The sequence below is a fragment of the Pseudomonas sp. CFBP13509 genome (genome assembly GCF_005233485.1).
Taxonomy (GTDB): domain Bacteria; phylum Pseudomonadota; class Gammaproteobacteria; order Pseudomonadales; family Pseudomonadaceae; genus Aquipseudomonas; species Aquipseudomonas marginalis.
The window spans coordinates 125522-150866 of sequence record NZ_QGAA01000014.1 but is presented as its reverse complement, the minus strand read 5'-3'; the positions used below and the strand labels follow the sequence as shown (position 1 = coordinate 150866).

The 25345-nt window shown below is 62.4% G+C and carries 22 protein-coding genes; 5 read left to right on the top strand and 17 right to left on the bottom strand.

Annotation, left to right across the window (positions count from 1 at the left end; all coding sequences use genetic code 11):
* Positions 1 to 78: 78 nt before the first annotated feature.
* From PspCFBP13509_RS22545 to PspCFBP13509_RS22535, 3 genes are read right to left on the bottom strand one after another with little or no spacing between them, the layout of a single operon-like run.
* The gene (locus tag PspCFBP13509_RS22545) at positions 79 to 3135 is read right to left on the bottom strand and encodes an efflux RND transporter permease subunit (protein ID WP_065925835.1); all 3057 of its coding nucleotides are present in this window, start codon (positions 3133 to 3135) and stop codon (positions 79 to 81) included.
* Positions 3132 to 4202, bottom strand: coding sequence for an efflux RND transporter periplasmic adaptor subunit (locus tag PspCFBP13509_RS22540; protein ID WP_065925836.1), 1071 nt, complete (start codon positions 4200 to 4202; stop codon positions 3132 to 3134). Before PspCFBP13509_RS22540 ends, PspCFBP13509_RS22545 begins: the two co-directional genes overlap by 4 nt.
* Positions 4199 to 5281, bottom strand: a complete 1083-nt coding sequence (locus PspCFBP13509_RS22535; RefSeq protein ID WP_065948527.1) for an efflux RND transporter periplasmic adaptor subunit — start codon at positions 5279 to 5281, stop codon at positions 4199 to 4201. Before PspCFBP13509_RS22535 ends, PspCFBP13509_RS22540 begins: the two co-directional genes overlap by 4 nt.
* 239 nt (positions 5282 to 5520) lie before the next feature.
* On the opposite strand from PspCFBP13509_RS22535, the gene PspCFBP13509_RS22530 reads away from it, so the two are divergent.
* On the top strand, positions 5521 to 5877 hold the full coding sequence (locus tag PspCFBP13509_RS22530) for a hypothetical protein (RefSeq protein WP_137212720.1): 357 nt from the start codon (positions 5521 to 5523) through the stop codon (positions 5875 to 5877).
* A 57-nt stretch (positions 5878 to 5934) separates the two neighbouring features.
* Here the strand turns inward: PspCFBP13509_RS22530 and PspCFBP13509_RS22525 are convergent, their stop codons facing one another.
* The 11 genes from PspCFBP13509_RS22525 to PspCFBP13509_RS22470 form a co-directional block, all read right to left on the bottom strand.
* Positions 5935 to 6786, bottom strand: a complete 852-nt coding sequence (locus PspCFBP13509_RS22525) for a transporter substrate-binding domain-containing protein (protein WP_065925839.1) — start codon at positions 6784 to 6786, stop codon at positions 5935 to 5937.
* The gene (locus PspCFBP13509_RS22520) at positions 6783 to 7559 is read right to left on the bottom strand and encodes an amino acid ABC transporter ATP-binding protein (RefSeq protein WP_065925840.1); all 777 of its coding nucleotides are present in this window, start codon (positions 7557 to 7559) and stop codon (positions 6783 to 6785) included. The genes PspCFBP13509_RS22525 and PspCFBP13509_RS22520 overlap by 4 nt, the downstream gene beginning before the upstream one ends.
* Positions 7556 to 8215, bottom strand: a complete 660-nt coding sequence (locus PspCFBP13509_RS22515; protein WP_027607849.1) for an amino acid ABC transporter permease — start codon at positions 8213 to 8215, stop codon at positions 7556 to 7558. The genes PspCFBP13509_RS22520 and PspCFBP13509_RS22515 overlap by 4 nt, the downstream gene beginning before the upstream one ends.
* Complete coding sequence (locus PspCFBP13509_RS22510; protein WP_057725386.1) at positions 8196 to 8861, bottom strand: amino acid ABC transporter permease; 666 nt, start codon at positions 8859 to 8861, stop codon at positions 8196 to 8198. Before PspCFBP13509_RS22510 ends, PspCFBP13509_RS22515 begins: the two co-directional genes overlap by 20 nt.
* Before the next feature lie 587 nt (positions 8862 to 9448).
* The gene (locus tag PspCFBP13509_RS22500; protein ID WP_027607851.1) at positions 9449 to 10231 is read right to left on the bottom strand and encodes a MetQ/NlpA family ABC transporter substrate-binding protein; all 783 of its coding nucleotides are present in this window, start codon (positions 10229 to 10231) and stop codon (positions 9449 to 9451) included.
* A 149-nt stretch (positions 10232 to 10380) separates the two neighbouring features.
* Positions 10381 to 11301, bottom strand: coding sequence for a sigma 54-interacting transcriptional regulator (locus PspCFBP13509_RS22495; protein ID WP_137212718.1), 921 nt, complete (start codon positions 11299 to 11301; stop codon positions 10381 to 10383).
* 49 nt (positions 11302 to 11350) lie between these two features.
* Positions 11351 to 11932 carry an alpha/beta hydrolase gene (locus PspCFBP13509_RS22490; protein WP_016975008.1) on the bottom strand — a complete coding sequence of 194 codons (582 nt, stop codon included), beginning with the start codon at positions 11930 to 11932 and terminating at the stop codon, positions 11351 to 11353.
* Positions 11933 to 12262: 330 nt separating this feature from the next.
* The gene (locus PspCFBP13509_RS22485; RefSeq protein ID WP_010565408.1) at positions 12263 to 12664 is read right to left on the bottom strand and encodes an ExbD/TolR family protein; all 402 of its coding nucleotides are present in this window, start codon (positions 12662 to 12664) and stop codon (positions 12263 to 12265) included.
* Between the two features lies 1 nt (position 12665).
* A complete protein-coding gene (locus tag PspCFBP13509_RS22480; RefSeq protein ID WP_027607855.1) occupies positions 12666 to 13385 on the bottom strand; it encodes a MotA/TolQ/ExbB proton channel family protein in 720 nt (239 codons plus the stop codon).
* A gap of 54 nt (positions 13386 to 13439) precedes the next feature.
* Positions 13440 to 14255 carry an energy transducer TonB gene (locus tag PspCFBP13509_RS22475; RefSeq protein ID WP_012721645.1) on the bottom strand — a complete coding sequence of 272 codons (816 nt, stop codon included), beginning with the start codon at positions 14253 to 14255 and terminating at the stop codon, positions 13440 to 13442.
* Between the two features lie 224 nt (positions 14256 to 14479).
* Positions 14480 to 15346: a LysR family transcriptional regulator gene (locus PspCFBP13509_RS22470; RefSeq protein ID WP_065926340.1), complete on the bottom strand. Its 867-nt coding sequence runs from the start codon at positions 15344 to 15346 to the stop codon at positions 14480 to 14482.
* A 108-nt stretch (positions 15347 to 15454) separates the two neighbouring features.
* Here PspCFBP13509_RS22470 and PspCFBP13509_RS22465 point away from each other — a divergent pair, with 108 nt between their 5' ends.
* Positions 15455 to 16642 carry a CynX/NimT family MFS transporter gene (locus PspCFBP13509_RS22465; protein WP_065926338.1) on the top strand — a complete coding sequence of 396 codons (1188 nt, stop codon included), beginning with the start codon at positions 15455 to 15457 and terminating at the stop codon, positions 16640 to 16642.
* Here PspCFBP13509_RS22465 and PspCFBP13509_RS22460 read toward each other — a convergent pair.
* Positions 16613 to 18928, bottom strand: coding sequence for a TonB-dependent receptor (locus PspCFBP13509_RS22460; RefSeq protein WP_065926337.1), 2316 nt, complete (start codon positions 18926 to 18928; stop codon positions 16613 to 16615). The two genes, PspCFBP13509_RS22465 and PspCFBP13509_RS22460, sit on opposite strands and share 30 nt — an antisense overlap.
* A gap of 155 nt (positions 18929 to 19083) precedes the next feature.
* Between PspCFBP13509_RS22460 and PspCFBP13509_RS22455 the strand changes: the two genes are divergently transcribed.
* Complete coding sequence (locus tag PspCFBP13509_RS22455; protein WP_065926336.1) at positions 19084 to 20028, top strand: LysR family transcriptional regulator; 945 nt, start codon at positions 19084 to 19086, stop codon at positions 20026 to 20028.
* Positions 20029 to 20128: 100 nt separating this feature from the next.
* The gene (locus tag PspCFBP13509_RS22450; RefSeq protein WP_137212717.1) at positions 20129 to 21736 is read left to right on the top strand and encodes an alkaline phosphatase family protein; all 1608 of its coding nucleotides are present in this window, start codon (positions 20129 to 20131) and stop codon (positions 21734 to 21736) included.
* A 258-nt stretch (positions 21737 to 21994) separates the two neighbouring features.
* Here PspCFBP13509_RS22450 and PspCFBP13509_RS22445 read toward each other — a convergent pair whose 3' ends face one another.
* A complete protein-coding gene (locus PspCFBP13509_RS22445; protein WP_065948532.1) occupies positions 21995 to 22900 on the bottom strand; it encodes a TauD/TfdA dioxygenase family protein in 906 nt (301 codons plus the stop codon).
* Between the two features lie 179 nt (positions 22901 to 23079).
* Here PspCFBP13509_RS22445 and PspCFBP13509_RS22440 point away from each other — a divergent pair, with 179 nt between their 5' ends.
* Complete coding sequence (locus PspCFBP13509_RS22440; protein ID WP_065926333.1) at positions 23080 to 24000, top strand: LysR family transcriptional regulator; 921 nt, start codon at positions 23080 to 23082, stop codon at positions 23998 to 24000.
* A gap of 268 nt (positions 24001 to 24268) precedes the next feature.
* Here PspCFBP13509_RS22440 and PspCFBP13509_RS22435 read toward each other — a convergent pair whose 3' ends face one another.
* A complete protein-coding gene (locus tag PspCFBP13509_RS22435) occupies positions 24269 to 25270 on the bottom strand; it encodes an ABC transporter substrate-binding protein (RefSeq protein ID WP_065926332.1) in 1002 nt (333 codons plus the stop codon).
* Positions 25271 to 25345: the final 75 nt, after the last annotated feature.

Sequence of the window (25345 nt, the reverse complement as noted above, 5' to 3'; positions counted from 1 at the left end):
TCCCACGTCTCAAATGCCCAGCTGAGATCAATTGTGGGAGGGGCGGTGCGACGATTCGACTTGCTCCCTCCCACATTTTTAACCGTGTTGTTCCTGCTTTGGTTCGCGGATCTTGTACCAGGCCACATACAGCGCCGGCAAAAACAGCAGCGTCAGCAAGGTAGCGATGATGATCCCGCCAATCATCGCGTAGGCCATCGGCCCCCAGAACACTTCGCGGGCAATCGGGATCATGCCCAGGCTCGCCGCAGCCGCCGTGAGCAGGATCGGCCGGCGCCGATGCTCGGTGGCTTCCACTACCGCGTCCCACGGCGTGTAGCCGGCCACTTCATATTCGTGGATCTGCGTCACCAGGATCACCGAGTTGCGGATGATGATGCCGATCAGCGCCAGGATGCCGAGGATCGCCACAAAGCCCATGGGCGTGCCCGTGGGGATCAGCGCCAGCACCACGCCGATCAGCCCCAGCGGCGCGACACTGGCCACCAGGAACATCTTCTGCACGCTGTGCAGCTGGATCATCAGGAACGTCGCCATCAGGAACAGCATCAACGGCACCACGCTGGCAATCGGGCCCTGGGCCTTGCCGCTTTCTTCCACGGTGCCGCCGGTGGCGACCTTGTAGCCCACCGGCAGGCCGGCGCTGAACCTGTCGATCTCCGGCTTGAGCTGCTTGACCAGATCGGTCGGCTGCATCTCATCACGCACCGAGGCCTTGATGGTGATGGTCGGCTTGCGGTCGCGACGCCACACCAGCGGCTGCTCCAGCTCATACCGCACAGTGGCGAAGGCCAGCAGCGGAATCGAGGTGCCGTTGGGGGTGACGATCTGCAGGTTCTGCAAGGTTTCCGGCGTGCCACGTTCGGCGTCTTCGGCACGGCCGACCACGCTGATCAGGTAGATATCGTCGTGCACCTGGGTTACCGAAGCACCACTGACCACGCTGTTCATCAGTTGCGCCACGTCTTCGGAGGACAGCCCGAGCTGGCGCGCCTTGTCCTGGGCAATGTCGATGCGCAGCACTTTGCCCGGCTCGTTCCAGTCGTAGATGATCTCGCCCAGGTGGGTGTTTTTATCCAGCAGGGTCGCCAGTTCGATGGCGTGTTTGCGCACCTGGTCGGTGTCTTTGCCAGACACGCGGTACTGGATCGGACGCCCCACCGGCGGGCCCATTTCCAGCGGCTGCACGAAACTGCCGATGCCCACGAAGTCGTCGCGCAGGCGCTTTTGCAGGCGCGCAATCAGGGCACCGCGCTCTTCCAGGCCTTTGCTGACGATCACCAGTTGCGCGTAGTAGGGGTTTTCCAGTTGCTGGTCGAGGGGCAGGTAGAAACGGATCGCGCCCTGGCCGATATAAGTGCTCCAGCGTGCAATGTCCGGGTCGTCCTTGATGATCGCTTCGAGGCGGTCGACGGCCTTGCGCGTCTCGTTGATCGAGGCGTTTTGCGGCAGGTTGAGGTCGACGAGGATTTCCGGGCGGTCCGACGACGGGAAGAACTGGTTCTGCACAAACTGCATGGAGAACACCGACGCCACGAACAGGCCCACGGTAATGCCGATCGCCCACCAACGGTTGCGCATGGCCCACAGCATGCCGCCATTGAACGCGCGGCCGATGCGCCCCGGCTCGGCGTCGTGGGGTTTCACCTTGGCACTGAGGATATGCACGCCGATCACCGGCGCAAACAGCACCGCCACCACCCACGACACCAGCATCGCTACGGCAATCACCGCGAACAGGGTAAAGGTGTACTCGCCTGCCGAACTGGCGTTGAGGCCAATCGGCACGAAGCCGGCGACGGTCACCAACGTACCGGTGAGCATCGGAAATGCCGTGGAGGTGTAGGCGTAGGTCGCCGCCTGCTCCTTGGTTTCGCCTTTTTCCAGGCGCGTGATCATCATCTCCACGGTGATCATCGCATCGTCCACCAACAGGCCGAGGGCGATGATCAACGCCCCCAGCGACACACGCTGCATGGTAATGCCGCTGTATTCCATGAACACGAATACCAGCGCCAGCACCAGTGGAATCGAGCACGCCACCACCAGCCCGGCGCGCATGCCCAGGCTGATAAAGCTCACCACCAGCACGATAATCACCGCTTCGAACAGCGCGCTGGTAAAGCCGCCGACGGCCTCTTCCACCACTTCGGCCTGGTCGGAGACCTTATGCACACCGACGCCCACCGGCAGGTCGGCGGTCAGCTCGTCCATCCGCGTGTGCAGCGCCTTACCGAACGACTGGATATTGCCGCCCTTCTGCATGGCGATGGCCAGGCCAATCGCCGGCTTGCCGTTGAAGCGGAACATCGGCCGCGCCGGGTCGACGTAGCCACGGCTGATCTCGGCGATATCCGCCAGGCGATAGAAGCGGTCATTGAGGCGCAGGTTGACGTTGGCCAGGTCTTTCTCCGAGGCGAACTGCCCCGAGGTACGCACCGAGATGCGCTCCGGACCGGCCTCGATCACGCCGGCGGGGGTCACCGCGTTCTGCGATTGCAGGCTTTGCACCACCTGGCGCTGGTCGATGCCCAGGGCCGCCAGTTTGCGCGTGGAGAAGTTCAGGTAAATCACTTCGTCCTGCTGGCCGATCATCTCGACCTTGCCCAGCCCCGGTACCGAACGGATCTCGGCGCGCACCTGCTCCACGTAGTCGCGCAACTGGCGCATCGACAGGCCGTCGCCGGTAAAGGCATACACCGAGCCGAACACATCACCGAATTCGTCGTTGAACGACGGCCCCTGCAAGCCCTGGGGGAAGGTGCCGCGAATGTCGTCGATCTTCTTGCGGACCTGGTACCAGATCTCCGGGATGGCCTTGGCGCTGGTGGTGTCCTTGAGGAACACGAACACCGTGGATTCACCCGGCCGGGTGTAGCTTTTCACGTAGTCGAGGGCGTCGAGTTCCTCGAGCTTCTTCTCGATGCGGTCGGTGACCTGCTTGAGGGTTTCTTCCTGGGTCGCGCCCGGCCAGCGGGTCTGGATGACCATGGTCTTGATGGTGAACGAGGGGTCCTCTTCACGGCCCAGGTTCATGTACGAGAACACGCCCATCAGCAGCGCGACGAACATCAGGTACCAGACAAAGGACTGATGCTTGAGGGCCCAGTCGGATAAGTTGAAGCTGCCTTTCATCGCGGGCTGTCCTCGTCGATTTTGACTTTCTGCCCGGGCTTCAGGCTGTTCACGCCGGCGGTAACGATACGCTCGCCGGGTTTGACGCCGCCGTTGAGCAAGGCGCTGTCAGCATCACGACTCAGCACCGTGATGTCGCGCGGTTGCACGGTCTGGCTTTGGGTATCGAGGATCCAGATGCGGGTCTTGCCGTCGACTTCCTGCAAGGCGCTCAGGGGCAACTCGATGCGTGGGGCGATGGCCGAACTCAAGGTCACGCTGATCGCCGTGCCAAGGCGGAACGCGGGCGGCGTTTCGGCCAGGGTCAGGCGCGCGCGACGGGTGCGCGTGGCGCTTTGGGCCTGGGGTTCGATCTCGCGCACGGTGGCGGTGGTGTGGACGCTGGGGTCGAGTTGCCCGGCGACGAGGAATACCACATCCGCTGGCAGGCGCTCGGCGAGGCCGGCGGGCAGGTCGATCACCGCCTCCTTGATGTCCGGGCGCGCCAGGGTCACCACTTGCTGACCGGCGCTGACCACCTGGCCGGCCTCGGCATTCCAGGCGGTGACGATGCCGGCGTGGTCGGTGCGCAGCTCGGCGTAGTTGAGCTGGTCCCTGGCCTGGTTGACCGAAGCCTGGGCCTGGTCGAGGGAGGCCTGGGTGGTTTTCAGGTCGGTCTGGGCCACGTCCAGTTGGGCCTGGGCGCCGACGCCACGGTTGAACAGCTCCTGCTGGCGGCGGGCATTGGCCTGGGCGTTGATGAACTGCGCCTGCACCCGCGCCAAATCGCCTTGGGCGGCGCGCAACTGGTTCTGTTGGTCGGTAGGGTCGAGCACCGCGAGCAAGGCGCCCTTGTCCACTTCGGCGCCCACATCCACGGCACGCCGGGCGATGCGACCGGGGACGCGGAAGCCCAGATTGCTTTCATAGCGCGCCTGGATGGCGCCGGCGAAACGGCCGAGGGTTTCCTGGTCCTCGGACTTCACTTCCATGGACAGCACCGGGCGCAAGGGCTCGGGCGCCGGTTCTTCCTTTGAACAGGCCATCAGCAACAGGCTGGCGGCAAGTACAACCGTCAGGCGCTTCATGGCTGGGCTCCTGGCTGGGCGATCTCGACCAGCATGCCGGGGTGCAGCAATTGCCCACCGGCCACCACGACTTTTTCGCCGCCCTTGAGGCCGTCGCCAACAATCACTTTGCCTGTGAGGTAACGCGCCACCGTGACCTTGTGCAGTTGCGCCTTGCCCTCGCCGTCCACCAGCCATACGGCGGGCTCGCTGAGGTCTTTGGTCAACGCCGACCACGGCAGCTCGATACTCGCCTTGGCCGGGCCATTGGCGGTGGCGCTGACCACCGAACCAAGCCGCATGCCTTCGGGTAACGATTGCAGGGCGATCTTCACTTGCACCGTGCCGGTATTGGCGGCCACGGCAGGCGTGACTTCACGCACTTTACCCACGGCCTTGATGCTCGGGTTATCCAGCAGGCTGACGGTGATCGGCGCATCCGGCGGCGGCTCAACCAGCAGTGACTCATAGACGTTGAACACCGCGTCGCGCTCGCCATCGCTGGCCAGGCTGAAAATCGGCACGGTGGCCTGCACCACCTGACCGACTTCGGCCTGGCGCGCGGTGATCACCCCCGGCGCGTCCGCGATCAGCGCGGTATAGCCGAGTTGTTCACGGGCGTTGGCCAACTGCGCCTGCGCGGCGGCCAGGGCACTTTGGCTGCTGCGCAGCGCGGCCTGGGCGGAATCGTATTCGCTGCGGCTGGTATAGCCCTTGGGCAGGAGCTTTTCCTGGCGCACAAACGCAGCGGCGGTTTGCTTGACCCGCGCCTGCTCGGCCACGACCTGGGCCTGGGCGGAATCGACGTTGGTCTGCAAATCCTTGGGATCGAGCCTGGCCAGCACCTGTCTGGCTTTGACGCGATCGCCTACATCCACCATGCGCTGGATGATCTTGCCGCCGACGCGGAAGGACAAATCGGTTTGCACGCGGGCCTGGATATCTCCGGTCAGCGTGACGGCCGCGGCGAAATCGGCGGGTTGTACGGTTTGAACAAAGACCCGCGAATGGGCCTTGGGCTCAGCTTTTTCCTGGCCACACGCGCTCAGCAACACCACTAAACCCAGACCGACGATACAGATGGAAATACGACCGCCCATGCAGACTCCTTGTGCGCGATGCGATGTGCCAGTGTGTATGCGACTGTGAGCTTAGTTCAGGGTTCCTTATCTGCATGGGGCTCCCGCACCCCGAGGCTTCGCAGGCCGGCCAGACCTGTGAGTTCTAACAGTAGACGGCCGCCGCCAACCCTCGTAAATATTGGCTCCCGTCTTGCTGCGCGGACATTCCCACGCGCTGCCGTGCAAGCACCTCACTTACCCGTACTGAGGTAGACCCAATGAGCAGCCAAAAGACAAAAAAACTTCCGTCCCTGCAAATCAATGAGGCCAAACCACCGACTGCCCCCTCAGACTACTGGTTACTGTCCTTGAGGGATGTGCCCCCCGAGGGAGCAACCGCCGTCATTCAGCCTACCGACATAGGCACAAGCAATGATCGCCTGCAGATTTACATCGATGGCGAAGTCGTGGTGGACAAAGAGTTCAACAATCAGCCGCCGCGGGAGATTCAGGCATTCATTCCCAGGGATGCATTGCTGAAGAACATAGGCCAGCGGCAAATCCACTACATGATCCGAATCGGCCAGGGAAATGGCGAGATGGGCGACTCCGAAAAATTCCACATCACCCATTGAACAGGGGCCTGGATTATTGCTGATCGTTCCCACGGAGTGGGAACGATCAGCTAGGAATCAGCCCTGCCACTTCCCGCCTTCGACAATCACACTCTCAGGCTTGGTGTCATCGCTCAGCTCCTTGCGCACATATTGGTCATACAGCTTGAGCAGGAATTTCTCCTCACCCAGCTTCGCCAACTCGGCATTCACCCAGTCGCGCAGTTCGATATTGCCCTTCTTCACCGCCGGGGCAATCGGCGCTTCGTCACCGAGTTTCTCCTCCAGCACGCGGTAGCCCGGGTTCTGCTTGGCCCAGCTGAACAGCACCAGGTTGTCTTGCGCATAGGCATCGCCACGCCCGGCCGACAGCGCTTGCAGCGACTCGGAGTTTTTCTCGAACTTCAGCAGTTTCCAGTCCGGGTGGTTCTTGGTCAGCCAGATATCGGCAGTGGTGCCGGTGGTAACGATGGTGGTGCGGGTGGCCAGGTCATCCAGGCTTTTCACCGCGCTGTCCTGGGGCACCAACGCCTGCACCGCGACTTTCAGGTTGGGGTTGGTGAAGTCCACCGCCTCCTTGCGCTCGGGGGTCACGGTCATGTTGGCGAGGATCAGGTCGACCTTGTCGCTTTGCAGGAACGGAATACGGCTGGCCGGCTCGACGGCGACGAATTCGACCTTGTTCTCATCGCCCAACAGGTCCTTGGCGAATTGACGACCGATGTCGGTATCGAAGCCGACGTAGCGCCCGGCTTCGTTGACAAAGCCAAACGGTGGCTTGTCGGTGAATACGCCGACGATCAGCTTGTCCCGCGCCTTGATCTTGTCGAGGTAGCTCACGGCGGCAGCAGGTTTAGCAGGCTCTTCGGCCTTTTTATCGCAGCCGGCCAGTAGGGCGACAGCCAACAGTGGCAGCAGTAACTTTTTCATAGCAGCTCCAGTTCCTGGGTTTTCTTGGGCAGTGTTGAGACAAAGGAGAATTTCTCCAGGAACTGCTGCGCGCGTGCGGTTTGCGGGTTCGTAAAGAATTCTTCGGGGGTGTTGTGTTCGAGGATGCGACCGGCCTCCATAAACACCACGCGGTCGGCGACGGCGCGGGCGAAGGCCATTTCGTGGGTGACGATCAGCAGGGTCATGCCATCGCGGGCCAGGCCCTGGATCACCTCCAGCACTTCCTTGACCATCTCCGGGTCGAGGGCGGCGGTGACTTCGTCAAACAGCATGACCTGAGGGTTCATGCACAGCGAGCGGACGATGGCGATGCGTTGCTGCTGGCCGCCGGAGAGCTGGCGCGGGAAGGCGTCGCGCTTGTCCGCCAGGCCGACGCGCGCCAGCAGTTTCTCGGCCTGCTCGCGGGCTTCGCGCGGCTCGCGCTTTTGCACTTTCAGCGGGCCGAGCAGGATGTTGTCGAGCACACTCATGTGCGGGAACAGGTGGTAGCTCTGGAACACCATGCCTACGTCCTGGCGCACCTGGCGCCAGTCGGTGGTTTTATCCAACAACTCCTTGCCGGCAAACCGCAGGCTGCCGCTATGGGCCACTTCCAGGCCGTTGAGGCAGCGCAGCAAGGTGCTTTTGCCGCAGCCGCTGGGGCCGAGGATCACCACCACTTCGCCGCTTTGCACACTCAGGTCGATGCCCTTGAGCACCTGCTGGTCGCCGAAGAATTTGTTGAAACCCTGGAACTCGATCAATGCGCTCATGCTTGGGCCCAGCGCCGTTCCAGCACCTTGGAGGCGGCCGACAACGGGTAGCAGATAAAGAAGAAAAACAGGAACAGCGCGCCGTAGATCAACACCGACTCATAGGTGCGCTCGATGATTTGCTGGCCGACCTTGATCACGTCCACCACACCGATCAGCACCGCCAGGGAACTGGTCTTGATGATGCGCGTGTAGACGTTGATGGTCGGCGGCGTCATGCGCTTGAGGGCCTGGGGCAGCAACACGTAGCCGTACAACTGCGGGTCGGACAAGCCAATCGACAGGCCGGCTTCGCGCTGGCCGCGGGGCAGCGAATGCAACGCGCCGCGTACCACTTCGCCCACTTCGCTGGCGCCCCACAGCGACAACACCAGCACCGCGCACCAGAAGCTGGGGATGCTCAGGCCAAAGAAGATCGGCAGGCCAAAGAACAGCAGGTACAACCACACCAGCACCGGAATCGCCCGGAACAGCTCCAGGTAAACCCGCAGCACCGCGTTGACCAGCCTGTTGTTCAAGGTGCGCAGCACGCCATACAACACGCCGCCGACCGTACTGAAGGCGATGCTCAACAACGAAATCGACAGGGTCTGCGCTGCGCCCTTGCCCAGTTGCGGCAACGACACCCACAACAACTCAAGACCCGAACTGGCCATGCTGGAGCCTCCTTTCCAGGCGGCTGAGCAGCAACGACAGCGGCAAGAACAGCAGCACGCAAATCAGCGTCAGCACGGCGAGCATTTCGTAGGTTTTGTAGTAGAGGGCGATGTAGCTCTTGGTGGTGTAGAGAATCTCCGGCACCGCCACGGCAGAGACCACGGTGGTCTCCTTGAGCAGGAAGATGAAGTTGGCGAACAACGCCGGCAGGCTGAGGATGCCGGCCTGGGGCAGGATCACATGACGCAGCAGTTGCCAGTCCGACAGGCCGATGGACTTGCCCGACTCGATCTGCGCCAGCGGCACCGCTTCCACACCGGCGCGCAGTACTTCGGTGAGGTAGGCACCGCCGAGGAACGTCATGGTGATGATCGCCGCCCAGAACCCGGAGATATTCAAACCCAGCGCCGGCAAGGCGAAGTACACGAAGAACAGCTGGATCAGCAGCGGTGTATTGCGCGCCAGTTCCACATAGAGCGCCACCAGGCGCGACAGGTACGGCGTGCGAAACACCAGCAGTGCGGCGTTGATCAGCGCCACCAGCAACGAGGTGGCAATGGCGATCAGGCCCACTTGCAGCGTGACGCCCACGGCTTTCAGAAACGCCGGCAGGGTGCTGAGGATAAAAGCGAAATCGAAGGTCATTGTGAGTCCATGACACCGCAGGGGTAATGCGGCGAGCGTCGTCCGATCCGGCGTGGGTAACGCCGGGTAGCGCGAACTTTAAAGGTATAAAAAGTAAAATTTAAATACCGAAATAGCATATTGATATCACCCAAAAAGATAACCGACGGATTCGCGGGTTTTCCAGGTGACGGCTATGGTTGGGGGGTCAGTGTTTCGAGGGAATGAACAATGAACAAAGCGAAACCGATTGATCCGCAGGAGCTGGTGAAATGGTTGGTGGCGTTGCGCAGGGCGATCAATAGCCGGGATCTCTAAAACACTGTAGATCCGATGTGGGAGGGGGGTTGCCCTAATGCCAGTCAGTTAAGCGTACATCGCCTCCTGTAGGAGCGAGCTTGCTCGCGAAAAACGTCAACGATAACGCGTGCTTCCTGAATGAACGCGGCGCCTGTGAGTTTTTCGCGAGCAAGCTCGCTCCTACAAAAAGCCTTCTGACTGGCAAGCCCCTTCCCACATTTTTATTGCATTCCAAATTCCAGGCATAAAAAACGCCGACGCTGTAGTAGCCGCCGGCGTTGAAACCTTGAAGGGGGTTTTGGCTTACATCAGAACGCGGGCACGACTGCGCCGTTGTACTTCTTCTCGATGAAGGCTTTGACTTCCGGGCTGGTCAGGGCCTTGGACAGTTTCTGGATAGCGTCGCTGTCCTTGTTGTCCGGGCGCGCCACCAGGAAGTTCACGTACGGCGACTTGGCATCTTCGATGATCAGCGCGTCCTTGGCCGGGTTCAAGCCAGCTTCCAGGGCGTAGTTGGTGTTGATCAAGTCCAGGTCAACCTGGTCCAGCACCCGTGGCAGCAGGGCCGATTCCAGCTCCTTGAACTTCAGGTTCTTAGGATTGCTGGCAATATCTTTCGGCGTGGCCAGGGCGTTGGTCGGGTCTTTCAGGGTGATCACACCGGCTTTCTGCAGCAGCAACAGGGCGCGGCCGCTGTTGGAGCCTTCGTTCGGGATGGCCACGGTGGCGCCATCCTTGAGCTCGGAAATATTCTTGATCTTTTTCGAGTAACCGCCGAAGGGTTCAACGTGCACGCCAACCACGGTGACCAGGTTGGTGCCCTTGCCCTTGTTGAAGTTTTCCAGGTACGGCAGGGTCTGGAAGTAGTTGGCGTCCAGGCGCTTCTCGGCAACCTGTACGTTTGGCTGTACGTAGTCGGTGAAGACTTTGATTTCCAGATCCACGCCTTCTTTGGCGAGGGTTGGCTTGACCAGTTCAAGGATCTCGGCGTGCGGGATCGGGGTGGCGGCCACCACCAGTTTCTCGTTGGCCTGGGCGAAGCTTGCAGTCAGGGCAGCCGCCAATGCGGTAAACAACAGAACCTTTTTCATGCAGTGTCCTTATCGAAATTCCGGGGCGTCTCTGACGACCGTTTTTTATGTGGTGTGCCAGCGAAGTGCTATCGCGGCGTGGAATGGACAATACCTAGATTTTTTATTCCCGAACAATATCTTTTATTCACGTTGATATTCCATTTTACTCATGTAGCGGCTTGTTCCTGTAAAAAGCTGCGCAAGGTTTCCCGCTCATCCAGGCTGGCATTGGCGAAGATGCGCTGCACTTGCTCCAAGGGCGACCCCGCCACCGGCAGGTTCAGGTGTTCGGGCAGAATTTCGTCGCCGCTGCTCACCAACAAAGCGAAGTGGATGACGTTCTCCAGCTCGCGGGTATTACCCGGCCAGCTGTGGTGTTCGAGGACGCGCTGGGCCGCATCGCTGATCAGCGGCACCGGCAGGTCCAGGCGCTGGCTGTAGATACCGAGGAAGTACTCGGCCAACGACAGGATATCGCCCACCCGCTCACGCAATGCCGGCAGATCCAGCTGGCCTTCGCTCAGGTAATGGAACAGCCGCTCATGAAACTTGCCGGCGGCCACGGCCTGGGCCAGGTCGATGCTGGTGGCGGCCACCAGGCGCACGTCCACCGGGCTCGGCTGGTGAGCGCCCACGCGGGTGACTTCATGGTTTTCCAGGGCCGCCAGCAGTTTCACCTGGATCGGCAGCGGCAAGTCGCCGATCTCATCCAGATACAAAGTGCCGCCATTCGCCGAGCCAAACCACCCGGCCCGGCTGCTGGCCGCGCCACTGTGGGCGCCGGCGGCGTAGCCGAACAGTTCGGCGTCGGCGTAGGTGGGGCTGATGGCACCGCAATTGACCGATACAAACAAACCGGAGCGGTCGCTGCCCCGGTGAATATGCCGCGCCAGCAATTCTTTACCGCTGCCGGTCTCGCCTCGAATCAATACAGGCAAGGCGCGCGGGGCGAGATTTTCCAGGTCTTCGCGCAGCTTGCGCGAGCGTGGGTCGACAAACACCAGCGCCTTGGCGCGGATGCTCAGCGGGCTTTTTTCGGCGTCGGGGAAGGTCAGCAGCGGCTGACCGAAGGTTTCATGCAGACTCATGGCAGGCTCCCGCCCCAAATCCACTCAGGGACGGGGCGTTGAAAAAATATCAGGCTGTGCGCCGGGCGTGATGCTCGAGGCGGCTTTGCAGGCGATACAGGTAGGCGAACCCCTGCTCCCAGCGCTGGTGACCGGACTTCACATTGATATGCCCGGCCCCCGACAGGATGCCGGCTTCGGCGCCCCAATTACGCGCCAGCTCCAGGGCCCGGGGGGCGCTGACGGCGCTGTCGTTATCGGAACTGACCACCTGGCTGGGAAACGGCAGCAGGTCGGTCGGGATCGGCGCAAAGTTGCGCAAGGCCGGCGAGCAGGCTGGCCGTTCAACATCCGCCGGAGCCACCAGCAAGGCCCCGCGCACCTGCCGCAGGAACTGCACGGGTGCGGTGGCAGCCCAATGGGCCACGGTGATGCAGCCCAGGCTATGGGCGATCAGAATTACCGGGGTGCTGTCGGCGGCAATCGCCTCGGCCAGCGCAGCCACCCAGTCCTCGCGGCGCGGCGTCAGCCAATCGGCCTGCTCCACCCGTGCGCTGTTGGGCAGGCTGTTCTGCCAGTGACTTTGCCAATGATCTTCTGGCGATCCTTGCCAGCCCGGCACGATCAGATAACGAATCGACTCGCTGTGCATGGGTGTGCCCTCCTGCAGCGTTTAACGTTGTAGGACAGTATAGGGACGAGGGTTATATTCGTTAAGGAATAAGAAGCTATTTATTAATAACCAAAAACTCAAACCTGCATGAGGTTCAAATGTGGGAGGGGGCTTGCTCCCGATGGCGGTGGGTCAGCTGACAAATAGGCCAACTGACACTCCGCCATCGGGAGCAAGCCCCCTCCCACATTCCACATTCCACATTCCACATTCCACATTGGGATTTGGCGGTGTGGCTTGAATTCCAGGCAAAAAAAAAGGCCGCACCCTGCCAAGGAAACGGCCAAAAAATTGTCGAGGCTTTTGCAACTAACGTGCGGTAATCACCGACAGCTTGGTAATCCCCGCGCGCTCGATAGACGCCATGGCTCGCGCCACTTCGCCGTAGTTCACACCATCGTCAGCCTGCAGTTGCACCCGCACATCGGGGTCCTTGGCCTTGGCCGCCTGCAGGTTGAATTCCAGCAGGTCCGGCTGGATTTCGTCCTTGTTGATGAACAGTTTGCCGGCGCCGTCGATGCTCACCACCAGCGGGTCCTTCTGCTCCACCGGGGCTACGGCCTCGGTCTTGGGCAGGTTGATCGGGATCGCGTTGGTCAACAGCGGCGCGGTGACGATAAACACCACCAGCAGCACCAGCATCACGTCCACCAGGGGCGTGACGTTGATCTCGCTCAGTACCTCATCACTGTCTTGCGTGGAGAAGGCCATATCAGGACGCCTCCTTCACTTTTTGCGGGTTACCCGGCGCATGTTTAGTCAGGGCAGGATGCAGCAGCACACGGAAGGAGTTTTTCTGCGCCAGGCTGTAGAAGTCGTGGGCAAAGTCATCCAGGTCCGCCGCCGTGAGCTTCAGGCGACGCAGGAAGTAGTTGTAGACCAGCACCGCCGGCACCGCGACGGCGATCCCCACGCCAGTGGCAACCAGGGCGGCACCGATGGGGCCGGCCACGGTTTCAAGGCTGGCGGAGCCGGCGGCGCTGATGCCCTTGAGTGCTTCCATGATCCCCCACACGGTGCCGAACAGGCCGATAAACGGCGAGGTGCTGCCGATACTGGCGACCACGGCCAGGCCGGTTTCCAGGGACCGGCGCTCACGTACGATCTGCTGGCGCAGGGCACGCTCGAGGCGGTCCTGGTGGTTGATCGCCTGGCTCAGGTCGGCCGCGTGCGGCGCTTCCCCGACCTGGATCGCGGCGTAACCGGCCTGGGCCACACGGGCAGCGGCGCCGGGCTGGGTTTCGGCCAACTCGGCGGCCGAGTCGAGGCTCGACGCCGCCCAGAACTGTTTGTGGAACTTGCGATCCTGCGCTTTGAGGCGACCGAACTGCACGCCCTTGAGCAGGGCCAGGCCCCAGGTGGCGACCGAAAAGACCACCAGCAGCCAGATCACCGCGCTTTCGATGGATTCAAGTGGAGATGCTAATGCCATGATGTTTTCCCTCTGTACAAGTCGCGGCGTGTGCTGCACACCGCAGCGCAATAGTTAGTGAATCTTGAAGTCGATCGGTACGCTGACCCAGCCGTCCTGGGCCACATCGCCCTGCTTGGCCGGCACGAAGCTCCACCGCTTCACGGCGGTCAGTGCGGCGTCGTCGAGTTGCTGGCGACCGCTGCTTTTCTGGACCTGGATCTCGCCCGGCTTACCGCTGGCCAGTACATGCACCCGCAATAAAACCGTGCCTTCCCAACCGCGACGCTGCGCCAGTGACGGGTACTCCGGCGCCGGGTTCTTGAGGTACGCGGCGTTGGCCGAAGCCGGTGTCACCGGGGCTGGCGCGGGCGGAGCGGGCGCGGGTGCCGGTGGCGCCGGTTGCGGTGGAGTGGGCGCCTGCTCGACCGGTTTCGGTGCGGGCTTGGGCTCAGGCTTTGGCACCGGCTTGGGCTTAGGTTTTGGAATCGGCTTGGGCGGCGCCGGCTTGGCGGCCAACTCATCCACCACCGGCGGCGGCGGCTCGACAACAGGCGGTGGCGGTGGTGGCGGCACAGGCGGTGGCGGTTCCACCACGGGCGGTGCCGGCTGGGAAAATTCGATGGTCATCGGCGGAATTTCCGGCGGCACAATCGGCAGCACCGGCGTGGGTTTCTGGCTGACCCAATAAATCACTGCACCGTGCAGGGCCAACACCAACAAACCGAGCAGGATCCCTTCGCGGCGGCTGGAGAAGCGCTTCGGGGTTTGCTGCGTTCGCAATTGCCCCAACGGCGCGCGGTGCGGCCGGCCAAGGTCGACCAACTCACCACTCGGTGCCTGGCGCCATTGCGCCTCGGGTGCACTGGCGGCGGTCTGGACATTGCCCATTGATTGACTCCCTACGGTTTCGAAACAAAAAAACCGACGGGCCTGCGTGGAAGGCCGTCGAGGGCTGAATCATCGGGGCCAGACGCTTATCTCTTAAAGTAATCTTTGAAGTTATAGATAGATCAAATTTGAATAAACGAATGCTCTGCAAACACCAAAGCCCCGGCCCACGTGGCCTGGCGCCGAGGTGGTTTTTTTTGATGCTTTTCAGGCATACAAAATATTCACTTAAGGCATGGCTCAACGGGGCTGTTTGCACACAAATCGAACAGCTCAGCCTGCAAGCACTGCCCCGCGGCACTCAGGCCATGACGGGCATACAACGCCAGACGTACGCCTTGCACCACGGGCAAACCGCTGTCCGGCCCCAGTTCCACATGCCCTGGCTGCACGACCCGTCGCGGCAACAGACTCACACCCAACCCCGCCGCCACCGCCGAACACACGCTGGCCAGGCTTGCGCTGGAATAACCGATGCGCCAGCGCCAGCCGCCCACTTCCAGGTGGTGCAACATTTCATTGCGGTACAGGCCGCCCACCGGGAATGCCACCAACGGCAGAGGGTCGCGCCCCAGGCACGGCGTGCTGCGGCTGTCTACCCAACACAGCGGCTCGGGCCACGAGGCCAGGCAGTCATCGCTGCTGCCCATCTGCTTGACCAGCAACACATCGAACTCGCCGCTGCGGTATTGACGCTGCAACTCGGGCCCCAGGCCGCTGGTGACCTCCAGGCGCACCCGTGGATAGGCCAGCACAAATGCCGACAGCAACGGCATCAGGCGCTCGGCGGCAAAGTCTTCCGGCACCCCCAAGCGCAATACGCCGTCGCTCTGTTGGTTGATCAACACATCGGTGGCTTCTTCATGCAGCGCGAGGATGCGTCGCGCATAGGCCAGCAAGCGTTCGCCCTCAGCGGTGGCGACCACGCGGCGCTGGTCGCGGTCCAGCAACTGGCACGCCACCGCCTCTTCCAGGCGGCGGATCTGCTGGCTCACGGTGGATTGGGTCAGGTGCAGGCGCTCGGCGGCGCGGGTGAAGTTGCCGCAGTCCACCACGGCGACAAAGCTGCGCAACAACACGGGATCGAACATCAGCGTCACCATTCTCTTTGCCACTGGTTGGCATGGTTATATTTAATTTCAGAATACCTTGGGTACTGACCATACTCACGCCTCATTTACCGACTGCAAGAGCGTTGCATGACCCTGAATAAATCCCTCGCCGGCTGGGGCCTGCTGGTGGTGCTCGGCCTGAACCTGCGGCCGATCCTCAGTTCCATCAGCCCGTTGCTCGGCGAGATCCGCCAGGCCACCGGCCTGAGCTTCCAGAGCAGCGCCTTGCTGACCAGCCTGCCAGTGGTGTGCATGGGGCTGGTGGCGCTGGTGGGCGTGCGCGTGGAAGCCCGCCTGGGTGAGCGGCGTGGCATCGCCCTGGGCCTGATGATGATCCTGCTGGCGTGCCTGGCACGCTGGCTGATGGGCCAGGCGTCGGCGCTGCTGGTCACGGCGCTGCTCGGCGGCGCGGGTGTGGCGCTGATCCAGGCCTTGGTGCCGGCGATGATCAAGCGCGAATTCCGGCATCGCGTGCCGGTGGCGATGGGTGTGTACTCGGCCTCACTGATGGCCGGCGGCGGGCTCGCTGCGCTGCTCAGCCCGCTGGTGGCCACGCATTTCCAGGAATGGCAGGCGGGGTTGGGGGTGTGGCTGCTGCCGGCGTTGGGTGCCTTGCTGCTATGGGCCTGGCTGCCACTGGGCGCGGCCAGAAATCCACAGGTGGTGCCGGCCTTCAAGGACCTGCGCAATCGCCGCGCCTGGTTGCTGGCACTGTATTTCGGCCTGGTCAATTGCGGCTACATGAGCCTGGTGGCGTGGCTGCCGGCCTACTATCAGCAACTGGGTTGGGGCGTGCTGCCCAGCGGTTCGCTGCTGGCGTTCATGACCATCTTCCAGGTGATCGCCGCGCTGTTGATGCCGGTGCTGGCGCAGCGCGGTATCGACCGTCGGCCGCTGCTGGGCATCGCCCTGCTGGCCCAGACCGTGGGTTACCTCGGCCTGATCGTCGCGCCGCAGGAATATCCGCACCTCTGGGTGGCGTTGTGCGGCTTCGGCCTGGGCGCGTGTTTCGCCCTGAGCCTGCTGCTGACCCTCGACCACCATCGCGACCCACGCCAGGCCGGGCAACTGGCGGCCTTTGTGCAAGGCGTGGGCTTCTTGATCAATGCGGTGTCGCCGTGGCTGACCGGCTGGCTGCGCGGGCTGACCGGCAACTTTGTCAGCGCCTGGGTGGTGCTGACGGTCACGGCGGTGGCGATGCTGGCGGTGACACGCGTGTTCAGCCCGGCCACCTATCGCACGGGGCTAGAAGTCATAGCGCCCGGTCACCCCTAGCGTGCGCGGCGTACCGAGCAGGCCTTCGTAGCCGCCGTTCCCCCCCGTCCACAGCGTGGTGTAGTAGGTCTTGTCGAAGGCGTTTTTCAGCCATAACGACACGTCCCACTGCCCCTGCTCATAGTTGCCGCGCAGGCCGGTGGACAGGTTGACCACGGCGTAGGCGGGAATCTGTCCATAGTCGGAGTCCTCCACCGTGCCCACGGCCTTGGAGCGGAAGGCATAGCTGGCGGTGACGTAGGGTTCGAAGCCGTTATCCAGGTTCCACTTGTATTCGCCGTTGGCGTTGGCGATCCATTTCGAGGCCCCCACCACTTGGTGCCCACTCAGGTCGCAGGAGGCCGGCGCACCGGGGCGCAGACTGACTTCCGGCGGGCACGGCGCGTCCTTGTAAGACAGGTAGCTCACATCGTTGAACGAGCCGTTGAGGTTCAGCGTCAGGCCCTTGATCGGCACCAGGGTGCTTTCCACCTCGACACCCCGCGAGCGCACCGAACCGGCGTTGGTCAGGTACTGCACACGGTTGTCCTGGTCATAGGCATTGGTCTGGTAGCCGTTGACCTGGGTCCAGAACAGGTTGGCATTGAGCTGCAGCCGCCGGTCCCACAGCGTGCTTTTGAAACCCAGTTCGGCGTTGTTGGCGCGCTCGGTGCCGATCAACAGCGAGTCGGCCCCGGCCGTCGGTGCTGAGCCTACCGCCAGGTTGACCCCGCCGGACTTCTCGCCATGGGACAGCGTCGCGTAGCCCAGCAGGTTTTCGTTAAAGCGGTAGCTCAGGTTGAGCAAACCCGAGGGGCTGGTGCTGTATTGCGTGAGGTCGCCGGAGTCGTACGCCCCCGCGCGGCCACGTCGAGCCGTCGCGGCAGCACCGCTGACCGCCGCACCGCCAAGGGGAGCGTTGCGCGTGACCCAGGCACTTTTTTCTTCGTAGGTGCCGCGCAGGCCGGCGGTGAAATCCAGGCGCTCGGTGAGGTGCCAGGTGCCCTGGGCAAACAGTGCAAAACTGTCGGTGCGAATGTGCCCGTTGCCGACGCTGCTGACATTGGCCAGTGCGCCGGCCGGCGTGCCATTCCAGATATCGGCCTGAGGCCCGTAATAGCTGAAGGACTTGTTGTCCAGCGAGTTGCCGAAGTAGTAGGCACCGAGGACGTAATCGAAGAAACCGCCGGTAGGCGAAGCCAGCCGGAACTCCTGGGACCACTGCTTATCTTCCACCGACACCCCGGCGTTATACGACGCCGGCACGTTAAGGCCGTCGTCGTTACGCGGGGTGAAATTCCAGAAGCGATAGGAACTGACCGAGGTCAGGGTGAAATCGCTCGGCAACGTCCAGTTGGCCTCCAGCGACGTGCCGCCCTGGAACACGGTGACGTGCTGGTCGCTGTCCAGGTTGACCTTGCGGTGGGTGCCATCGACCAGGGTCGCGCCTGCGGCGTTGGCCCGCGACTGGTAGAGGTTGGTGCCGTTGATGGTCGGCCCGGTGCTGTACAGCACCCGGGTGCCGGCGCTGGAATCCTCTTCGTTGTAATCACCGATCCAGCGCAGGTTGAAGGTCTCGCTGGGCTTGTACAGCAGTTGCCCGCGAAAGCCCTGGCGCGAGCCGCCGTTAAGGTCATGGCCGTTGTATTCGTTCTTGATGTCGCCGTCGCTGCGGGTGCGATAGACCGAGAAACGCCCCGCCAGGTCATCGGTGAGCGGGCCGGAAATCGTGCCCTTGGTCTGGAAGTAGCCGTCCTCGCCCAGCGAGGTTTCAATGCTGCGCTCCGGGGTAAAACTCGGCGCGCGCGTGCTGATGTTGATCACCCCGGCGGTGGTGTTTTTGCCGAACAAGGTGCCTTGCGGGCCACGCAAGACTTCAAGCTGTTCGATGTCCATCAGGTCGAACACCGCCATGCCCGGCCGCCCCAGGTACACGTTGTCGATATACAGCCCTACGCTGCCCTCAAGGCCATCACTCGCCGGGTTGTTGCCCAGGCCACGAATCGACACGCTGGACTGGCGCGCATGCATATAAGCGACGTTGACGCTGGGCACCAGTTGCTGCAAATCCTGAATCCGATACACCCGTTGGCTCTCCAGGGCCTGGCCGCCGATCACGCTCATGGGCGTCGGCACTGCCTGGGCGCTTTCGGTGCGCCGCCGGGCGGTGACGGTGACCGTCTCCAACTCGCCGCCGGCGCTCTCGCCCTTGCTTACCGGCGCGGGCGTTTCGGCGGCCTGGGTCGGCGACCAACTGGAACTGCCGGCCACCAGAATGGCCAGGGGCAAGGACTTCAACAGACTCATAAGCGGCTCCGGAACCCGGAAATATCCATCGACAGATATTCCTTTAGGTTATTTATTTATGTTTTTACGAACATTTACTGCATAAGAGATAGCCTTTATAAGGAGTCGACCTAATGCATAGCCAATGCATTTCCCGGATATTTTTGATGTGAAAAATGCATATCGATTTGCGCCAGCTTCGTCACTTCATCGCCCTTGCCGAACAACGCAGTTTTGTCGCCGCCGCGTTGACGGTGAACCTGTCGCAATCGGCGTTCAGTCGCAGTATCCAGGCCCTGGAACACAGCGCCGGTTGCCAGCTGATTGACCGTGGCCGCAAAGACCTGGCGCCGACCAAACAAGGCCAGGTATTGCTGGAGCACGCTCGGCGCCTGGTCAGCGGCGCACAGCAACTGGCCAACGAGATCAGCCAGTTCAATGGCCTGGAGGCGGGGGAATTGCGTTTCGGCTGCGGCCCGGCACCGGCCAGCGGCTTGATCCCCCGCGCCATCGGCAGTTTTATCGGGCGCTACCCCAAGGCACGGGTGCAGTACCAGGTGGACGACTGGCAGAGCCTGAGCAAACGCCTGCTCAGTGAAGAGTTCGAGTTTTTCGTCGCCGACACCCGCCACTTCGAAGCCAACCCCGACTATCACACCCACCGCCTGCGCCCGCGCCGCTGGTATTTCTGCTGCCGCGCCGGCCACCCACTGGCCGGACGTGGCAGCGTAAGCGCCGCCGAGCTGATGAGTTACCCCCTGGCCGTGACCATCCGCCCGCCCAACCTGCGCAAGGTCATCGTCGACCTCAGCGGCCGGCCCGATTACCTGCCCAATGTCGAATGCGAGAACGGCTATAGCCTGATGGGCGTAGTGCTGCGCTCCGACGCCATCGGCATCGTCAGCGCCAACAGCGATGTGCTGCACATGGCCCGGGGCGAACTGGTGTGCTTGACGATCGAGGGCCTGGCGGAGGATCTGGAGGAGCGTTACACCCGCTACGGCGTCGTCAGCCGTGCCGGGTATCGCTTGTCGCCGCTGGCCGAAGCGATGATCGAGCAGATCAAGCAGATCGATGAGTTGGATGAAGAGGTGTGCGCGCTGGAGAACGTCGCCGTCTAGGCCATGCATCCACTGCATCAAAGCCAGTCCCCAAATGCACTTGCCAGCCCCCCACCCGAACGGCGAAAAACCTCACCTGTCCTCCGTCTGGTGAAGTCCCATGTCCCACCCCCAACCCGTGCGCAACGTGCTGTACATCATGTGCGACCAACTGCGCCGCGATTACCTGTCGTGCTACGGCCACGCCCACTTGCACACGCCGAACATCGATCGCCTGGCCGCCGCCGGTGTGCGCTTCAGCCGCGCCTATACCCAAGGCACCATCTGCGGGCCCTCGCGCATGTCGGCCTATACCGGGCGCTACGTCAGCAGCCACCAGGTGGCGTGGAACGCGGTGCCGTTGCCCCTGGAAGAACTGACCCTCGGCGACTACCTGCGTCCCCACGGCATCCGCACGGCACTGGTCGGCAAGACCCACGCCACACCCAATGTTGACGCCTTGCAACGCCTGAATATCGACCCTGACAGCGAGCAGGCCGAGCTATTGAACGAGGTTGGCTTCGAGGCGTACCTGCGTCACGACGGCATCTACCCCGACAGCCCGCTGTTCGAGGATAAACGCGAGTCCGCGCCCTACACCCATTACCTGCGCGAGCAGGGCTACAGCGGCGCCAACCCGTGGCACGAATGGGCCAATGCGGCAGCCGGTGAAAACGGCGAAGTCCTCAGCGGTTGGCACATGCGCAATGCAGGCCGCCCCGCGCGCGTGGCCGAGGAACATTCGGAAACCGTCTACACTACCGACCGCGCCATCGACTTTATCCGTGAGCAGGCCGAACAACCGTGGTGCCTGCACCTGTCCTATATCAAGCCACACTGGCCCTACATCGCACCGGCGCCCTATCACGCACTGTATGGCGCCGAGCATATCCAGGCACCGATCCAGCCAGGGGAGACCAGCGATCACCCGGTGTACCAGGCGTTCCGCCAGCACCAGGAGAGCCTGAATTTTTCCCGTGACGAGGTACGGCTCACGGTGATTCCCACCTACATGGGCTTGATCAAACAGGTCGACGACCAACTGGGACGCCTGTTCGATTTTCTGCAAGGCAATGACCGTTGGGACGACACCCTGATCGTGTTCACCAGCGACCACGGTGACTTCCTCGGCGATCACTTCCTCGGCGAAAAAGAATTTTTGCTGGAACCTGCGGTGGGCATTCCGCTGATCGTGCGTGACCCACGCGCCGCTGCCGATGCCAGCCGTGGCACGGTGGACGCGCGCCTGGTGGAAACCATTGATGCACTGCCGACCTTCCTCGACGCCTTGGGCCTGCCCGCAGCCGAGCACCGCCTGGAAGGGCGCTCACTGATCCCGTTGCTGCACGGCCAGGCAACCCGCTGGCGCCGCTACGCCATCGCCGAGTACGACTACGCCTTCCAGGCCCCGGCCCGCGAACGCCTGGCGCAACCCATCGACCGTTGCCGCATGACCATGGTGCGCAGCGAGCGCTGGAAATACCTGGCGTACGACGGCTTCCGCCCACAGCTGTTCGACCTGGAAAACGACCCGCAGGAACTGCACGACCTGGGCAACCACCCGGCCTATGCCGAAGTGCGCGAAACCCATTTGGGGTATCTGTTCGAATGGCTGCGCGGGCTGAAGCGACGCACCACCATCAGCCACGCAGAGATCGATCTGCGTGGCCAACGGTTTCGTTACGGTGAGCCGCAAGCGGAGAAAGTGGTGCAGATCGGCGTGTGGTAAACCACACATCGAATGTGGGGGGTCCCACTACCTCTTCGAAGTAGCGTTGTCGCGCAGCAAACGGGTACCTCTGTGGTGAGCGGGCTTGCCCCGCGTTGGGCTGCGCAGCAGCCCCAGAACCAGGCGCAGAGGAGTGCCTGATACACCGCATTCGTCTTCATCAGGGGCGCTTCGCACCCCAACGCGGGGCAAGCCCGCTCACCACAGGTACGGTGTTCGCCGTTGACTGACTGGCATCAGGGCTTGCCCCCTCCCACATTAGAGACCTTTGGTGGTCTGGCTGCGCTGCCCTTGCACGCCCACCGGCACATCGCCCTTGAGCGTCACCCGGCGCACGATGCGTTCCTGGGTGCCGTAGTCGTCCACGGCGTAATGCTGGGTGGCGCGATTGTCCCAGATCGCCACGTCGCCAGTGTTCCAGCGCCAGCGCACGGTGTTTTCCAGGCGGGTGACGTGGCTTTGCAGCAGGTTGAACAGCTGGGTCGAGTCAGCCTGGGAATAACCTTTCAGGCGCTTGACGAAGTGCCCCAGCAACAGGGTTTTCTCGCCACTGACCGGATGCACGCGCACCACCGGGTGCTCGGTTTCGTACACCGTCGAGGTGAACACCTTGCGGTATGCCTCAAGCCGCTCGGCCGACACATCCGGCTTGAGCGCGGCGTAGTCGTATTCGTTGCTGTGCACCGCCCACAAGTTATCCGCCAGGGCGCGCAGTTCGACGCTGAGGTCGTTGTAGGCGCTCGAGGTGTTGGCCCAGACCGTGTCGCCACCGGACTTGGGCGCCAGCACCGAACGCAGCACCGAGGCTTTCGGGTAGGCATCGACGAAGGTCACATCGGTGTGCCAGGAATTGGCGCGCTGCCCACGGGTACCGTCCAGTTCCATCAGGAAGCGCGTGCCGTCGCGCACCGGCACCGTCGGGTGGGCAATCGGCTCGCCGAGCAGATGGGCAAAGGCTTCCTGGCTCTGGTCATCGAGGTGAGTCTGCTCGCGAAAGAAGATCACCTTGTACTGCACCAGCGCCTGCTGGATGGCTTCGACCGTGGCGGCATCCAGATCGCCGGACAGTGTGATACCGCGAATCTCGGCGCCGATGCGGCCGGCGACCGGGTGAATATCCAGCGCCTGGGCGACGGGTTGAACAGCTAATGCGGCGTTGCTCATGGTGATGACCCTCTTGTGCCTGCTGATGGGGACGCTTTCCGACAACGCTCTATCCATATGCAATTTAGATCTAGTAGATGAACAAATGCTTCATTGACGGAATAAGAGCTTGCATTTAAAACCTCTGCTCCCGTGGTCGCAAATGCCTTCGACCTATTTTTAAGATGCAGGGAAAGCATATGGATCTTCGCCAACTGCGCTACTTCATCGCCCTCAACGAACACCGCAGTTTCGTGCGTGCGGCAGACGCCATGGGCATCACCCAACCGGCGTTCAGCCGCAGCATCCAGGGGCTGGAACAGGAGTTCGGCTGCGTGCTGGTCGACCGTGGCCACAAGGACCTGCGCCCCACGCCGGAGGGCCAAGTGGTGCTGCAACATGCCTTGTCCCTGGTGCACGGCGCCGCCTTGCTGAGCAGTGAAGTGACGCGCATGACCAAGCTCGACGCCGGCGACCTGCGCTTCGGCTGCGGCCCGGCCCCGGCAGTGAAACTGGTGCCGGATGCGGTGGCGCGCTTTATCAGCGCCCACCCGAAAATCCGCACCAGTTTCCAGGTGGATAACTGGGAAAAACTCAGCCGTGCCCTGAGCCGTGAAGAGATCGAATTCTTTATCGCCGACATCCGCCAATTCGAAGCCGACCCGAATTTCCAGACCCGCGCGCTGACCCCCAAGCGCGGGGTATTTTTTTGCCGACCGGGGCACCCGTTGCTGGCCAAGGACAGCCTGTCGACCAACGACATGTTCGACTACCCGCTGGCGTCGCCGCTGATCTCACAGGGCATTCGCAAACTGTTGGCGAACCTGAGCGGGCGCATGGATTTTTCCCCGAGCATCCAGACCGAACATTTCCCGGCGCTGGTGAAGATCGTACTGCAGTCCAATGCCATCGGCGTGGGCACCGAGGAGGCATTCGCCGAAGACATCGCCCAGGGCACGCTGAAGCTGCTGCACTGGCGCAACCTGCCGCAGAACATGGAGACCATGAGCGCCCGCTGCGGGATTGTCAGCCGCACCGGTTCGCGGTTGTCGCCGGCGGCGAAGGCGATGATCGAGACGCTGGTGGAGGTGGACAGGCAGGAGGTGAGTGTGGCGGTTTGAAGGGCCTCATCGGGGGCAAGCCCCGATAGCCATGAGTATCTACACAACTTCAATAGAATAGTGCGTAGCAGCTGTCGAGCCCCGGCGAGGCTGCGTTGGCCGCGACTCGTTCCTGAATCGGCAGCGCGCCTGACGCAGCCTCGCTTGCGCTCGGCAGCTGCTACGGGGGGGCCTTGATGGGGTTGGATAAGACGGTATCTACGCAGAAGGCTCGCTCAAGTTGTGTAGATACCCATGCCCCGATGGCGATAGCCCAGCACCACCCGACTCAAAGCCCCGCCGCCGACAGATTCGGCGCCACCCAGTCACTCACCTGGAACGACTTGCGAATCAGCTTCTCCTTGGAAGCCAGGTCCACCGAACCCTGCAATTTAGCCAGGAACACCGGGTCCAGGGTCGACGGGAAAATCTCGCTGAGGGTCTGGTCTTTCAAGTCATTGGTGAGGATCACCGGCGGGTAACTGGCCAGCCCGGACACCAGCGCTATGTAGGCTTGCTTGTTGTTGTCATCGGTCAACCATTGCACCGCCTGCTGCTGGGCCTTGAGCAGCTTGGCGACGGCGTCGGGGTGCTCGTCGACAAACTGCTTGCTGCCCACCAGCACCGCCTGGACGCTGCCGGCGCCACCGAGGTCCTTGGTGGTCAGCGGTATTTCAGCCAGCCCCTTGGCTTGCAATGCCGTCAGGTTCGAACCGCCCCAGGTGGCGTCGATCTGCTTGGCGGCCAACGCGGCATTGGCGGCGTTGTAGTCCAGGCTGATGACTTTGAGGTCCTTCTCACTCAAGCCCTGGCTGGCCAATGCACTGTCGAACGACAACTGGCTGGCCGTGCCACGGAACACCGCGACGCGCTTGCCCTTGAGGTCCTGCAAGGTCTTGATGCCAGAACCCGGTACCACGCCGAGGTACTGCTTGATGTCCCGCGCGGTAGCACTGAGCAAGCGCGTCTCCAGGCCATTGGAGCGGCCGATGATCGCCGCCAGGTCGCCCAGGTATGCCAGGTCCACCTGCCCGTTGGCGAAGGCTTCGTTGATCACAGGGCCGGCGCCCTTGAAGTAATTCCACTGGATCTTGATGCCTTGGTCGGCAAAGGCTTTTTCGAAGATCTGCTGCTCGCGCAGCACGTCCGTTATGCCCCCGCCGCTGTGCTGGCTGCCTGCGCTGAGGTCGGGCACGGCGATGCGGATTTCCTTGAGGTCGGCAGCCTGTACCAGGCCCGCCAGTGCGGTGCCTGCGACCAGGGTGATCAGACGTTTGAACGGCAGTTTCATAAGCGCAGCTCCTTGTGGGCGAGGGTCGCCTGGGGAGCAGAAAGTAGGCACAACCTGGTCAAAACTTTAAATACT